The sequence below is a fragment of the Vogesella indigofera genome (genome assembly GCF_028548395.1).
Taxonomy (GTDB): Bacteria; Pseudomonadota; Gammaproteobacteria; order Burkholderiales; family Chromobacteriaceae; genus Vogesella; species Vogesella indigofera_A.
Genome location: NZ_JAQQLA010000004.1, coordinates 255,883 through 269,863 on the forward strand (window position 1 = coordinate 255,883; position 13,981 = coordinate 269,863).

At 66.7% G+C, this 13,981-nt stretch carries 15 protein-coding genes; 8 read left to right on the top strand and 7 right to left on the bottom strand.

Annotated features, from left to right (window positions below; all coding sequences use genetic code 11):
• Positions 1–121: 121 nt before the first annotated feature.
• The gene (locus PQU89_RS06925; protein WP_272765193.1) at positions 122–904 is read right to left on the bottom strand and encodes a DODA-type extradiol aromatic ring-opening family dioxygenase; all 783 of its coding nucleotides are present in this window, start codon (positions 902–904) and stop codon (positions 122–124) included.
• A 68-nt stretch (positions 905–972) separates the two neighbouring features.
• Positions 973–1,383: a DoxX family protein gene (locus PQU89_RS06930; RefSeq protein ID WP_272756683.1), complete on the bottom strand. Its 411-nt coding sequence runs from the start codon at positions 1,381–1,383 to the stop codon at positions 973–975.
• Positions 1,384–1,502: 119 nt separating this feature from the next.
• Between PQU89_RS06930 and PQU89_RS06935 the strand changes: the two genes are divergently transcribed.
• From PQU89_RS06935 to PQU89_RS06955, 5 genes are all read left to right on the top strand, one after another.
• Positions 1,503–2,411, top strand: coding sequence for a LysR family transcriptional regulator (locus tag PQU89_RS06935; protein ID WP_272765194.1), 909 nt, complete (start codon positions 1,503–1,505; stop codon positions 2,409–2,411).
• Between the two features lie 119 nt (positions 2,412–2,530).
• Entirely contained in the window at positions 2,531–4,303 is a 1,773-nt protein-coding gene (locus tag PQU89_RS06940; RefSeq protein ID WP_272765195.1) for an ABC transporter substrate-binding protein, read from the top strand.
• 26 nt (positions 4,304–4,329) lie between these two features.
• Positions 4,330–5,268 (top strand): ABC transporter permease, encoded by a 939-nt coding sequence (locus PQU89_RS06945; RefSeq protein WP_272765196.1) that lies wholly within the window; start codon positions 4,330–4,332, stop codon positions 5,266–5,268.
• Between the two features lie 4 nt (positions 5,269–5,272).
• Positions 5,273–6,358 (top strand): ABC transporter permease, encoded by a 1,086-nt coding sequence (locus PQU89_RS06950; protein WP_272765197.1) that lies wholly within the window; start codon positions 5,273–5,275, stop codon positions 6,356–6,358.
• Between the two features lie 50 nt (positions 6,359–6,408).
• A complete protein-coding gene (locus PQU89_RS06955; protein WP_272765198.1) occupies positions 6,409–8,121 on the top strand; it encodes an ABC transporter ATP-binding protein in 1,713 nt (570 codons plus the stop codon).
• On the opposite strand, the gene PQU89_RS06960 is transcribed toward PQU89_RS06955, so the two are convergent.
• Positions 8,102–8,968, bottom strand: a complete 867-nt coding sequence (locus tag PQU89_RS06960; protein ID WP_272765199.1) for a LysR family transcriptional regulator — start codon at positions 8,966–8,968, stop codon at positions 8,102–8,104. The two genes, PQU89_RS06955 and PQU89_RS06960, sit on opposite strands and share 20 nt — an antisense overlap.
• 91 nt (positions 8,969–9,059) lie before the next feature.
• Here PQU89_RS06960 and PQU89_RS06965 point away from each other — a divergent pair, with 91 nt between their 5' ends.
• Positions 9,060–9,503 carry a multidrug/biocide efflux PACE transporter gene (locus PQU89_RS06965; RefSeq protein ID WP_047966675.1) on the top strand — a complete coding sequence of 148 codons (444 nt, stop codon included), beginning with the start codon at positions 9,060–9,062 and terminating at the stop codon, positions 9,501–9,503.
• Between the two features lie 121 nt (positions 9,504–9,624).
• On the opposite strand, the gene PQU89_RS06970 is transcribed toward PQU89_RS06965, so the two are convergent.
• Positions 9,625–9,921, bottom strand: coding sequence for a DUF7684 family protein (locus PQU89_RS06970; RefSeq protein ID WP_272765200.1), 297 nt, complete (start codon positions 9,919–9,921; stop codon positions 9,625–9,627).
• Between the two features lie 104 nt (positions 9,922–10,025).
• On the bottom strand, positions 10,026–10,547 hold the full coding sequence (locus tag PQU89_RS06975; RefSeq protein WP_272765201.1) for a hypothetical protein: 522 nt from the start codon (positions 10,545–10,547) through the stop codon (positions 10,026–10,028).
• Between the two features lie 155 nt (positions 10,548–10,702).
• Between PQU89_RS06975 and PQU89_RS06980 the strand changes: the two genes are divergently transcribed.
• Positions 10,703–11,161, top strand: coding sequence for a COG4315 family predicted lipoprotein (locus PQU89_RS06980; RefSeq protein ID WP_272765202.1), 459 nt, complete (start codon positions 10,703–10,705; stop codon positions 11,159–11,161).
• Between the two features lie 88 nt (positions 11,162–11,249).
• On the opposite strand, the gene PQU89_RS06985 is transcribed toward PQU89_RS06980, so the two are convergent.
• Both PQU89_RS06985 and PQU89_RS06990 read right to left on the bottom strand, forming a co-directional pair.
• Entirely contained in the window at positions 11,250–11,534 is a 285-nt protein-coding gene (locus tag PQU89_RS06985; protein ID WP_272765203.1) for a YkgJ family cysteine cluster protein, read from the bottom strand.
• A complete protein-coding gene (locus tag PQU89_RS06990) occupies positions 11,534–12,463 on the bottom strand; it encodes a 2-hydroxyacid dehydrogenase (RefSeq protein WP_272765204.1) in 930 nt (309 codons plus the stop codon). The genes PQU89_RS06985 and PQU89_RS06990 overlap by 1 nt, the downstream gene beginning before the upstream one ends.
• Positions 12,464–12,856: 393 nt before the next feature.
• Here PQU89_RS06990 and PQU89_RS06995 point away from each other — a divergent pair, with 393 nt between their 5' ends.
• Positions 12,857–13,939 carry a type II asparaginase gene (locus PQU89_RS06995; protein ID WP_272765205.1) on the top strand — a complete coding sequence of 361 codons (1,083 nt, stop codon included), beginning with the start codon at positions 12,857–12,859 and terminating at the stop codon, positions 13,937–13,939.
• Positions 13,940–13,981: the final 42 nt, after the last annotated feature.

Sequence of the window (13,981 nt, forward strand, 5' to 3'; positions counted from 1 at the left end):
TGGGGCGATATCGCGTTAACAACGGCTTCGGCATGCCGGTCTATCTCCGGCTAAACGCCGCTTCCTCTGCCGTTTTCGCGGCTCGCGCCAGCTCGCGAGACCGTGAACACACGCTAAAAACTCAGGCCGCCGCGCCGTCGAACGCCCAGGCGTCCATCGCCAGCGCGCCCAGCTCGATGCCGCGGTGCAGGCTGCGGCCAACCTTGCCGTGCGCAGCGCCCAGTGCAAAGAACAGTGGCAGCAGGTGTTCGTCGCTGGGATGGTTCTGCTTGGCAAACGGCACCCGCGCCTCCCAGTCCAGCAAGGCCTCGATATCGTTTTCCTGCAAGCGCTGTGCCATCCAGTCGGCAAACGCCTTCGCCCACGGCTGCTCCGGGCCGCCGGCGCGCGACAGCTCGTACAGGTTGTGCGTCATGCTGCCGGAGCCGATGATCAGCACCCCCTGCTCGGCCAGCTGCGCCAGCGCCAGCCCCAGCTGGTAGTGCGCGCGCGCGTCCTGCCGCGGCAGGGTACTGATGGTGATCACCGGGATGTCGGCCTGTGGATACATCGCCAGCAGCGGTACCCACGCGCCGTGATCCAGCCCCTCGGCGCCGTCGTGACGGGCTCTGATGCCCGCCGCCGCCAGCAGCGCCATCGCCTCGGCCAGCACGCTGTCGTCGCCCGCCGCCGGATACTGCAATTTGTACAGCTCGCGCGGGAAGCCGCCGAAGTCATGCACCGTGCCCCAGCGCGGGCTGCTGCCGAGCAGCGGCTGCAGCGCGAGGTAGTGCGCCGACATCATCAGGATGGCGCGTGGCCGCGGCAGGCTGTCGGCGTGAGCGCGCCATACCGCCGGTGCCGGCGAGCCGTTGATCAGCACATCCGGACCGCCATGGGACAGAAACAAGGGAGCGAAGAACATGGTGCGTTACCTGTAGCAAGGGCGGTGCCACACTGGCACCGCCATCGGGATCATCGTGATGTGTTAAATCAGCCTTTTTTGTAGCCGACCGGCTTCAGCGCCGCGGCACCGTCACCGAGCAGCACCTGCACGACGGCCGCCACCACCAGGAAGGCCGGATATTCCCAGCCACCGCCCTGGTTGCTGAACACCCAGCCGTTGCCGCCGTGGCCGAGCACGCCGGCGCCGATCAACAGCGGGATCAGGGCCAGTGCCACCGGACGGGTAGCCACGCCCAGCAGCAGCAGCACGCCGCCACCCAGCTCGGCGGCGATGGTGAGGTAGGCGAAGATCGCCGGCAGCCCCAGCGAGGCAAAGTAACCGACGGTGCCGTCCGGGGTGAACACGAACAGTTTCAGCGCGCCGTGCGCGACGAACATCAGGCCCAGTGCCAGACGCAGGATCAGGGCGGCGTAAGGAGCGGTACGTTGGTCGATCATGATGGTTTCCTTCGGGTGGGTGGCGCCACGCTGCGTGGCGATGACTGCATTAAACACCTTGCCAGAGCGCGAATAAACGGCTATTCATGCAATGAATTGCTAACCAAAAAGAAACAATCATGGACAAGCTGGTGGCATTACGGGTGTTTCACAGCATTCACGACAGCGGCAGCTTCGTCGCGGCGGCGGCGCGGCTGGAGATGTCCACCGCCATGGTCAGCAAGTACCTCGGCGCGCTGGAGCAGGAGCTGGGCACCCGCCTGATCCAGCGCACCACCCGGCGGCTGGCGTTCACCGAGGCCGGGCTGGACTACGCACGGCGCACCGCGCTGGTGCTGGCGCAGCTGGAAGAAGCCGACGCCGCCGCGATGCAGCAGAGCGTGGAGGCGCGCGGCACGCTGCGCATGGCGGCGCCGCTGTCCTTCGGCATGCGCTACCTCGGCGAGTGGCTGGCCGAGCTGCGCTGCCGCCACCCGCTGCTGCAGGTGGAGCTGGAACTGTCCGACCGCCAGGTCGACCTGGTAGAGGACGGCTTCGACCTCGCGCTGCGCATCAGCACCCAACCCTTGGGCGGCGGCCTGATCGCGCGGCCGCTGGGGCGCATCGACATGCTGCTGTGTGCGGCGCCGTCCTACCTTGCGGCCAACCCTGCGCCTCAGACGCCGGCCGACCTCGCCCGCCACAGCTGCCTGCGCTACCAGCAGGGCAACCAGCCACAGGTGTGGCGCTTCTGGCACGGCGACGAGGAAATCGCGGTGGCGGTGGACGGCCCGCTGCAGAGCAATAACGGCGACGTGCTGGTCAGCGCCGCGGTGGCCGGCATGGGCATCCTGCTGCAGCCGCGCTTTCTGCTGGAAGACGCACTGCAACGCGGCCAGCTGCAGCCGCTGCTGAGCGACTACCGCACCCGCAGCGCCGAGGTGTACGTGGTGTACCCGGCACGGCGCTACCTGCCGATGAAGGTGCGGGTGCTGATCGAGCTGCTGCAGGACATGCTGGCGCGACTGGCGCCGCCGGCCGCGCGCTGAAACGCTGCGCCGGCGCACCGTTTGCTTTACCCTTTGGCCGCAAGCACGCCGCCCGGCCGCACCGCGCGCGCAAAAGCCGGCATTTGTTGCCAGAATAGAAAGAAACCCGAGGAGCCGACATGAACCAACACGCCCTGCTGGCCACCCTGGCCGCCCTGGTGCTGCTGCCGGCGCAGGCCGCCGACATGAACAAGGTGCTGCGCGTGGCGCTGAACGCGCCGGAAACAGGCTTCGATCCGGCCAAGGTCTCCGACCTGTACTCCAGCACCGTCACCGAGAACATCTTCGATCCGCTGGTCACCTACGACTACCTGGCGCGGCCGGCGAAGCTGATTCCCAATACCGTCAGCGCGCTGCCCACCATCTCCGCCGACGGCAAGGTGTACACCTTCCGCCTCAAGCCCGGCATCTTTTTCGCCGCCGATCCGGCCTTCAAGGGCAAGAAGCGCGAGCTGACCGCCGCCGACTACGCCTACAGCATCAAGCGCCACCTCGACCCCAGCATCCACTCGCCGTGGAGCTTCCTGGTCGACGGCCGCTTCGTCGGCGGCAACGAGCTGGTGAAGGCCGCCGGCAAGGGCACGCTGAACTACGACGCGCCGCTGGAAGGCATCAAGGTGCTGGACAAGTACACGCTGCAGCTAACGCTGACCACCACCAATTTCAACTTCCTGCCCATCCTGGCGATGCCGGCCTTCGGCGCGGTGGCGCGCGAGGTGATCGAGGCCAACCGCGACAACACCAATGCCCACCCGGTCGGCACCGGCCCCTACCTGCTGAAGGAGTGGAAGCCGGGCAGCCGCATCGTGCTGGAGGCCAACCCGGGCTTTCGCAAGCTGGTATTCAACGCCACACCGGGCAACGATCCGGTGGACAAGGCGGTGGTGCAGGCGCTGCAGGGCAAGACCCTGCCGCAGGTTGGCCGCATCGAGATCTCCGTCATCGAGGAAGAACAGCCGCTGTGGCTGTCCTTCCTCAACCGCCAGCTCGATATCAGCGGCATCCCGCAGGCCGCGCTGCAAAGCGCACTGGTGATCGACCCGAAAGACCCGCTCAAGGTGCGGCTGGCCGAGCAGTACGCGCGGCAGGGCATCCAGTTGCAGCGACAGCTGCTGCCGGAGATCACCTTCCACTTCTTCAACATGCAGGATCCGGTGGTCGGCGGCGACAGCAAGGACAAGATCGCGCTGCGCCGTGCCATCGCGATGGCGTTCCCGGTGAGCGAGACCATTGCCAGCATCCGTCGCGGCCAGGCGGTGCCGATGAACTACATCGTGCCGGCCGGGGTGGCCGGCCACAACCCGGCCTTCCGTGGCACGCCCAAGTACGATCCGGCGGCGGCCAACGCGCTGCTCGACCGCTTCGGCTATCGCGTAGCTAGCGACGGCTACCGTACCCGGCCGGACGGCAAGCCGCTGGCGATCGAGCTGGCCTGCGGCACCAGCGCGCTGGACAAGCAGTGGAACGAATACTGGCAGAAGACCTTCGACACGCTGAAGATCCGCCTCAGCTTCAAGCAGGGAAAGTGGAACGAACTGTCCAAGGCCAACCACCAGGGCAAGCTGCAGATGTGGGGCATGGCCTGGGGCGCCGACTACCCGGACGGCGAGAACTTCATGCAGCTGCTGTACGGCAAGAATGCCGGTGACTCCAACGCTGCCGACTTCAAGAACACCGACTACGACCGCCTGTTCGAAGCATCGCTGAAACTGCCGCACGGCCCGGAGCGCAACCAGCTGTACGACGCGATGAACAAGATCGTGGTGGCGCAGCAGCCGTGGATCTTTGGCGACATCCGCATGCGCAGCACGCTGGCGCACCGCTACGTGAAGGGACTGAAGCTGCACCCGCTGCTGGGCACCAGCTGGCGCTACCTGGATCTGCAGAAATGAACGGCCGCGCGGCCGGAGGATAAATCATGCTGGCTTATATCGTCCGCCGCGTGTGGCAGATGGTGCCGACGCTGTTCGGCGTGATGCTGCTGCTGTTCGTGCTGTTCAACTGGGTCGGCGGCGATCCGTCCTACATCCTCGCCGGCAAGAACCTGAGTGCGGAGGCGCTGGCCGGCATCCGTCAGCAGCTGGGGCTGGACCTGCCGCTGCCGCAGCAGTTCCTGATCTTCGTGCGCCAGGTGCTGACGCTGGACTTCGGCACCTCGTGGTCGACGCAGCAGCCGGTGTCGGCGCTGCTGCACAGCCGCATCGGCCCGTCGCTGCTGCTCACCGGCAGCATCCTGCTACTGGGCACCGTGCTGGCCATCGGCATCGCCGCGCTGGTCGCCTACCTGCGCGGCAGCGTCACCGACCGGCTGGTGACGCTGATCGCCACCTGCGCGATGTCGGTCAGCGCGCTGGTGTACATCATCGCCGGCCAGTACTGGCTGGCGTTCAAGGGCGGCTGGTTTCCGATCATGGGCTGGAGCGACAGCACGCTCGACAATCTGCTGCACTACCTGCCGCTGCCGCTGCTGCTGGGAGTGATCGTCGGCCTGGCGCCGGACATCCGCTTCTACCGCAGCTGCTTTGTCGAGGAGCTGAGCCACGACTATGTGCGCACCGCGCGCGCCAAGGGCCTGTCCGAGCCGGTGATCATGCTCAAGCACGTGCTGCGCAACGCGATGATCCCGGTGGTGACCTCGCTGATGATGTCGCTGCCCTACCTGATGATGGGCGCCATGCTGCTGGAGACCTTCTTCGGCATCCCCGGCATGGGCAAGGAGGTGGTGATGGCGGTGGAGCGCAGCGATTTCCCGGTGATCAAGGCGATCACCATCTACATCGCGCTGGCCACCATGCTGTTCAACCTGCTGACCGACATCGTTTACAAGCTGATCGACCCGCGCGTGCAGCTACACTGACACCATGCCCCACACTTCTTCCCCGCCGCCTGCGGCCCCGCACCACCACAACAGCCTGACGCGCATCGGCTGGCGCCGGCTGCGCCGCGACCGCATCGGCTTTACCGCACTGTGCATCGTCGGCGCCTACCTGCTGCTGGCACTGGCCGCCTGGAGCGGCCTCGTCGCCAGCCACTGGCAGGACGAGGTCGCCCATCCCTACGCGCCGCCGACGCTGTTCGCCGGCACCGCGCCGCACCATGTCGAGCTCAACGCCGCCGACATCGACGCCGCCGACCGCCGTGCCACCAGCGCCGCCGCCCAGGGCAGCAGCGGCGCCACCGGCCTGTCCGCCGAAGAGGACCCGCTGGCGGCCGATCTCGCCGCCGCCCAGCAGCAATCCGCGCAGTACCGCAGCGCCGAGCAGGCACGGGCCGACAGCCTGCCGCTGGGCGCCGACCAGCGCGGCCGCGACGTGCTGCAGAAGCTGCTGCAGGGCACCGCCACCTCGCTGCAGGTCGGCATCGCCGGCGCGCTGCTGGCGCTGGCCATCGGCACCGTGCTCGGCGCGCTGTCCGGCTACTTCGGCGGCCTGCTCGATGACCTGCTGATGTGGGGCTACAGCGTGTTCACCTCGGTGCCGGACATGCTGCTGCTGCTGGCGTTTGCCGCGGTCAGCGGCCGCGGCATCGGCACCGTGGTGCTGGTGATGGCGTTCACCAGCTGGACCGGCACCTTCCGCCTGATGCGCGCCGAATTCATCAAGCACAAGGGCCGCGAGTACGTGCGCGCTGCCGACGCCATCGGCGCCGGCCACGGCCGCCGCATGTTCCACCACATCCTGCCCAACGTCAGCCACCTGCTGCTGGTGCAGTTTTCCATGCTGACGGTGGCGCTGATCAAGTACGAGGCGATCCTGTCCTTCCTCGGCTTCGGCGTCGGCGTCACCCAGGTCAGCTGGGGCGCGATGCTGGCCGAGGCACCGGCCGAGCTGCTGCAGGGCTACTGGTGGCAGATGCTGGCCGTCACCCTGTGCATGTCGCTGCTGGTCACCGCGTTCTCGCTGCTCAGCGACAGCCTGCGCGACGCGCTCGATCCCAAAGTGAAATAGCGCCGAAAGTGAAATAGCCCAAAAGTGAAACAGGCCCCGAAGGTGACATCGTGAACCCCACCCCGCCCCTGCTCAGCGTGCGCAAGCTGTGCGTCAGCTTCCGCGACGAACACGGCCACGGCGCCGAAGCGGTGAAAGGCATCAGCTTCGACATCCCGGCCGGCAAGACCGTGGCGCTGGTCGGTGAATCCGGCTCCGGCAAGTCGGTGACCGCGATGGCGATCACCCGGCTACTGCCGGAGCACGGCTGCCACATCGATGCCGGCAGCGAGATCCTGTTCGACGGACGCAACCTGCTCACCGCCAGCCGCCGCGAGATGCGCTGCCTGCGCGGCGGCGACATCGCCATGGTGTTCCAGGAGCCGATGAGCTCGCTCAACCCGGTATTCAGCGTCGGCGAGCAGATCATCGAGACGCTGATGCTGCACACCAGGGTTGGCCGCAAGGCCGCGTACCAGCGCGCGGTGGCGCTGCTGAAGGAAGTCGGCCTGCCGACGCCGGACCGCAAGATGAGCAGCTACCCGCACCAGCTGTCCGGCGGCCAGCAGCAGCGGGTGATGATCGCGATGGCCATCGCCTGCGAGCCGAAGCTGTTGATCGCCGACGAACCGACCACCGCGCTGGACGTCACCATCCAGCAGCAAATCCTGCAACTGTTGGCCGGGCTGCAGAAAAAGCACGGCATGGCGGTGCTGTTCATCAGCCACGATCTGGAGCTGGTCGGCCAGTTCGCCGACGAGGTGGTGGTGATGCACCACGGCAGCATCCACGAACACGCGCCGGTGCAGCAGATCTTCGAGGCACCGCAGGACGCCTACACCAAGGCGCTGCTGCGCTGCCGCCCGCACCTGGCGCAGCGCCCGGCACGGCTGCCGGTGATCAAGGACTTCCTCGGCGACAGCTGCTACTTCGAGCCGCCGCAACGCCAGCGCGGCTACCAGGCGGACGACCGCGTGATCCTGGAGGTACAGGGCCTCTGCGTCGACTACCACAGCCGCCACAGCTGGTTTGGCGGTCGCCACAGCCAGCGCGCGGTGGACGAGGTGTCGTTCACGCTGATGCGCGGCCGCACGCTGGGCATCGTCGGCGAATCCGGCTCCGGCAAGAGCACGCTGGGGTTGGCGCTGATGCGGCTGCAGCAGGCCAGCGCCGGGCGGGTGCTGTTCGAGGGCGAGGACATGCTGGCGCTGACGCCGCGCCAGCTGCGCGCCTACAAGCGCCGCATCCAGATCGTGTTCCAGAACCCGTACGCCTCGCTCAACCCGCGCTTCTCCGTGGCGCAGATCCTGACCGAGCCGATGCTGCTGCACGGTATCGGCTGCGATGCCGAGGAGCGCCTGCAGCTGGCCGGCGACTGGCTGGAACACGTCGGGCTGCCGCGCAAGGCACTGGCCAAGTATCCGCACGAGTTTTCCGGCGGCCAGCGCCAGCGCATCGCCATCGCGCGCTGCCTGACCATGCACCCGGAAATCCTGATCTGCGACGAATCGGTGTCGGCGCTGGACGTGTCGGTGCAGGCACAGGTGCTCAACCTGCTGCAGTCGCTACAGGACGAGCTGGGGTTGTCCTACCTGTTCATCTCGCACGACCTGGCGGTGGTGAAGCACCTGTCCGACCAGGTGCTGGTGATGCAGCACGGCCGCTGCGTGGAGCTGGCCGACGCCGACACGCTGTACGCCGCACCGCAGCACCCGTACACCCGCCAGCTGCTGGACGCCATCCCGCGAGGTTGGCCGCACTGCATCAAGCCGCGGGTGGCGTGAGCAAACGCTGCAACACCCACGCCGCGGCGGCACCCAGCGGCCGCGGCCGCGCCCACACCGCGTCGATGCGCTGCCGCCGCGGCCAGCCGGCCACCGGCAGCATCTGCAGGCCGGCGCCGTAGCGCGCCACCAGCCAGTCCGGCAGCTCGGCCCAGCCGAAGCCGTGCAGTGCCATTTCCATCAGCAGCAGATAGCTGGGCGCCGACCAGCACAGGCCGCCATTGTCCGCTACCGGGCTGTCCTGATAGGTCTTCAGCCGCAGCTCGCGATGCTGGCGCAGCGCCGCCGCCGTCACCGTGTCCAGCCGCGCCAGCGCGTGGCCGGCCGCGACATACAGCGCGGTGTCGGCCGGCCGCGGCAGACTGCAGCTGGCAATGTCGGCCGGGTAGCCGGCCAGCGCGGTGAGCAGGCCCAGCTGCGCGCGGCCGCTCTGCAGCAGCGCCAGCACGTCCTCCTGCTCGCCGACCAGGCACTCCAGCTCCAGCGTCGGAAAGCGCTCGGCAAACTCGGACAGCATCGCCTCAAAATCGCCGGTGTGAAAGGTATCCGACAGCACCAGCGTCAGCCGCGGCTCCAGCCCGCCGGCCAGCAGTTGCGCCTCCAGCTGCAGGCTGTCCTGCGCCGCCAGCGTCTGCCGCGCCGCCGGCAGCAGCCGCTGCCCGGCGGCGGTGAGCTGCGGCTGGCGCCCGCCACGCTCGAACAGCGTGACGCCGAGGTCGATCTCCAGGTTGGCGATGGTCTCGCTGATGGTGGACTGGCGCTTGCCCAGCCGCCGCGCCGCAGCCGAGAACGAACCCAGCTCCGCGGCCAGCACGAACGCGGCGATCGCGTCAGCAGAGATGAACATATCGGTTTCTCCGATGGATGCTAGCTGTTATCAGGCAGAAAAACCTATCACACTGGCCGTCAATCCGATAGCAAAAGAAAGGTTGGCCGCAATGATGACCCCCGACAAGACGCTGCGTGAACGGCTGTTGCATGCCGTGCTGTACGAGGTGTGCGCGATGGCGCTGCTGGTGCCGCTGGGCAGCTGGCTGCTGGATGCCGGCCTCGGCCACGTTGGCGTGCTGGCGCTGCTGATGTCCAGCATCGCGATGAGCTGGAACATGCTGTTCAACGCGCTGTTCGAACGGCTGGAGCGGCGCGCCGGCTGGCAGCGCACGCCGCTGGTGCGCAGCGTGCACGCCATCGCCTTCGAGGGCGGGCTGGTATTCCTGTGCGTGCCGGTGGCGGCGTGGTGGATGGCGATCAGCTACTGGCAGGCGTTTTTGCTCGATGTCGGCATCCTGCTGTTCTTCCTGCCCTACACTTACGTCTTCAACTGGTGCTACGACCATGCCCGCGCGCGGTTGCTAGCGCGGCGACTGAGTCCGCAGGGCTGAAAACGCGCCCACTCTGTATCACGCGCTTTTCGCCACAATGCGGCCAACCTTGATGTCGTTTATCGTCGGAGATAAGCACTACGGGCCAACTTGTCATGCGGAATTCCGCTTGGCCCAAAGATTAGGTTCTAACAACGCGGACATCGTGTTGCCACCCTTTCAGCTCGCACCATTGATTTGCAAAAGCCAGCACGTCTTCAAACCGGTCATCAATATGCGCCGTGGTGATACAGAAAGCCTCAGTATTTTCACGCACCTCCAGCTTCACACACAGCCAATCCACCCCATCTTCCCAACTCCCCGCGTATGGACCGACAACAGATAACAGGTCAGGCGCTTCCGCCAAAAGTGAACGCAAAAACGCTTCACTCTCGTCAGAGTAAGGTGCACTCGGAACTAAAACGATGCATTTAGACATAGGGACTCCTAACGTTTCATCGGCAACAACCCACAGCGCCAGCCCACCCCGTGGTGGCGACGCTCAAGAGACCCGGCGTAGTTGAGTAAAGCGATAAGGTAAAGCTAACGCTCCGGCAGCAGGTGGATGCCGTCAAAGCCGAGATGGTGGCTCAGCTCGCGCAGGATCAGCAGCCGGGCGGCAAACTCGCCGTCCGTCGGCAGCCCCTCCAGCGCCGCCGGACGCCCCTGCACCACCTCGGCAAAACGGCCGAAGGTGAACTCCAGCTGCGCGGTGGACAGCAGCAGCGTGCCGCTGCCCTGTACGCCGGCATGGGCGGCCAGCGCCCGCAGCGCGCCATCCTGGCTGTAGAGCAGCGACGCCGGTGCCAGCTGCGCCCGTGCCGGCGCCAGCGCATCCTCTACCGTCATGATCGCCAGCTCGATTTCCGCCGCCGTCGGTGGCTGGTGGCGGAAGTGCTGCTGCGCGGTGCGGCGGTAGCCTAGCGGCAGGCTCAGCAGCCGCGGCGCCTCGCTGCCGCGGCCAGTGGCCAGCCGGGTTTCGTCGCCATCCAGCTGCAACAGGGTGAGAGCGCTGCCCGCCGGCAACTGCTGCTGCAGCCGGGCATAGAGCGGAAGAAGGGACATGTGCGGCACCGGCAAGAACATGACGATGCGACGATGTTACGCCGCCGGCGCCGACACTGGCTAGCCGCCACCACACCGTGTCATCGCCCGACAACGCCGCAGCCATGGGCTATGGTAAGGGAGGCTCTTGCCACACTTCCGGAAAGGAATCGACGATGAACTCTCCTCTACTCATGGCCGCCATGGCGCTGTCGCTGCTGGCAGGCTGCGGCGGCTACGGTCACGGCCCTCGCCACGCGCAGGGCGGCATGTCCATGCCGCAGGATGGCGCGATGATGCAACACGACGGCATGCATAGCGGCATGGCGATGATGCCGCCGGCGATGTTCCGCGGCGGCATGCTGATGGCGCACGGCGGCAAAACGCTGTACAGCTTTGACAGGGATCAGGCCGGCAGCAGCGTGTGCTACGGCGACTGTGCGATGAAGTGGCCACCCTACCTCGCCCCGCCCGGCGCCAGCGCCAGCGGCGACTACGGCCTCAGCAACCGCAACGACGGCAGCCGGCAATGGACCTATCGCGGCAAGCCGCTGTACTTCTGGTCCGGCGACCAGAGGCCGGGCGATGCCATGGGCGACAATATCGGCAATGTCTGGCACGTGGTGCGCCCGTGACGCGCCAGTGATGTGACCCCGCGCGCAAGCCTGGCCGCAGCGCTGTCCGGCCGCGGCCTGCGCCCGCCGGCTGGCGCGGCCGGTGCCACTAGCGCGCCGGGAAAAGCGGGATCAGCTTGCGCTGCTCCAGGCAATCCGGTTCGCCTTCCTGATAGTCGGCGCAGATCCACGGCCGCACCGCGTAGATGGTGCACAGCATGGTGCGCCGGTCCAGCGCCGCACACCAGCCGTCGTCCAGCCGCAGCATCACGTGGCCGCCCCACTGGTCCTGGGTGACGAAGCGGTCCGGCACGTCGTCGTCACCGGCGATCAGCATCACCTCCAGCCGGCAACAACAAGCACGGCAGCTGTCGCAACTGATCTGCTGCGCCATCAGTAGCCGCGCTCGCGCAGCACCAGTCCCTGCGCCGCGTCCCCCGCCGCCAGCCGCTCAAGGTTGGCCGCAATCTGGCGCACGGCTTCCTCGCGCAGGGTGATGGCGGCGATGTGCGGCGTCACCGTCACCGCCGGGTGTTGCCACAGGCGATGACCGTGCGGCAGCGGCTCGCTGGCAAACACGTCCAGCTGCGCACAGCGCAGATGGCCGGCATCCAGCAGTGCCAGTAGCGCCTCCTCGTCCAGCAGGTCGCCACGGCCGGCGTTGATCAGCATCGCGCCTGGCGGCAGTGCGGCCAACCTTTGCGCATCCAGCAGACCCTGCGTCTGCGGCGTCGACGGCAACACGCAGGCCAGCACTTCGCTGCCGGCCAAGAGTTCGTCCAGTCCCTCGTCACCGAACAGGCAGTCCACGCCCGGCACCTGGCGCGGCGAGCGGCTCCAGCCGCTGACCCGGTAACCGTCGGCGGCCAGCGCCTGTGCCACCGCGCTGCCGATCTCGCCCAGCCCCAGCACGCCGACGCGCACTTGCGCCGGCAGTTTCGGCGCCAGCATCTTCCACACCCCCGCCGCCTGCTGGCGGCGATAGACATCCATGTGCCGCTGATAGGACAGCACGCCGAAGCGGATGTATTCGCTCATTTGCTGTGCCATGCCGCCATCGAGCAGGCGGTAGATCGACAGCACCGGCGACAGGTCGTCACGCGCCAGCAGCTTGTCGACGCCGGCACCGAGCGCAAACACCGCCTGCAGATTCGGCAGGCCGGCAAACAGCGCCGGCGGCGGCCCCCAGGTAATCACGTAGCGCACCGCCTCCGGCTGTGTCATCTCCTCCAGGCTGATGAAGCAATGCTGCGGCAGCGCGGTGCGGAACAGGTCGAGGTAGGCGGCAACTTCCTTGCTGCTGGGGGTGTGGATCAGGATCATGGCGGGCCTGGCGATAAGGTGAGGCTGACATCTTACTGCCAATGCCGCACCGGCCGGCAAGGCATTGTCGCCAGTGCGCAGCACGCCAGCTACGGCAGACCGATGCGGTACGGCACGGATCGCGTTCGGAATTCCGGTCTGCCGGTATGGCCCCAAAAACGGATTTCCGTCCCGCGTGCCGATTGCGCGGAATTAACGCCATAAAAATCATGCACTTGATAAAGCGGCCTCTCGCGGCCTATCTGGCGCGCTTATTGCGATGAAACAGGCGGGCCAACACCCGGTAACCGGCCGTCAGAGCCGGCACCGGCATCACCGCCCAGCCGCCATGCGGCCCCCGTAACCCGATGCGTACGCGCCCGGGTACGAAACCACCAAAGGAGAATACGAGACATGAAAACCAGCCAACATTTCGCCCGCCTCACCACCGTCCTGCTGTGCTCCGCCCTGTTTTCGGTTGCCCACGCCGAAGACACCGCCGCCAAGCTGCCTAACGTGGTGATCCTGGCGACCGGCGGCACCATTGCCGGTACCGGCGCCACCAGCACCACCACCATCGGCTACTCCGCGGCCAAGCTCGGCGTGGACAAGATGATCGAAGGCGTGCCGGAACTGAAAAAGGCGGCCAACGTGCGCGGCGAGCAGGTCGCCCAGATCGCCAGCGAAAGCATGACCAACGAGGTATGGCTGAAACTGGCCAAGCGCGTCAACGAACTGCTGGCACAGAAAGACGTCGATGGCGTGGTCATTACCCACGGCACCGACACCATTGAAGAAACCGCCTACTTCCTCGACCTGACCGTGAAAAGCAAGAAACCGGTAGTCGTGGTTGGCGCGATGCGCCCGTCCACTGCCATCAGTGCCGACGGCCCGATCAACCTGTACAACGCCGTGCTGCTGGCCGGCAGCAAGGACGCTGCCGGCAAGGGGGTACTGGTGGCACTGAACGACCAGATCAACGCCGGTCGCGATGTCAGCAAGGTCAACACCTCCACCACCGACACCTTCAAGTCGCCGGATCTGGGCTTCCTCGGCTTCATGCAGGACAACAAGCCGCACTTCTACCGCCAGCCGGTACGCAAGCACACCGCCGACACCGAATTTGATGTCAGCAAGCTGGAGGCTCTGCCGCAAGTCGACATCGTGTACGGCTATGCCAACATGAACCGCGTGGCGCTGGATGCCAACGTGGCCGCCGGAGCCAAGGGCATCGTGCAGGCCGGCGTCGGTGACGGCAGCATGGCGGCACAAATGCTGCCGGCCTTCCGCGAAGCGCGCCAGAAAGGCGTGATCGTGGTACGCAGCTCGCGCGTCGGCGCCGGTATCGTGGCCCGCAACGGTGAAGTGAACGACGACAAGGAAGACTTTGTGGTCTCCGACACCCTGAATGCGCAGAAAGCCCGCATCCTGCTGATGCTGTCGCTGACCAAAACCAGCGACACCAAGAAAATCCAGCAGATGTTTTACACCTACTGAGCGGCACGCCGCGACAGCCGGAACAGCAGCCTGCGGGCTGCT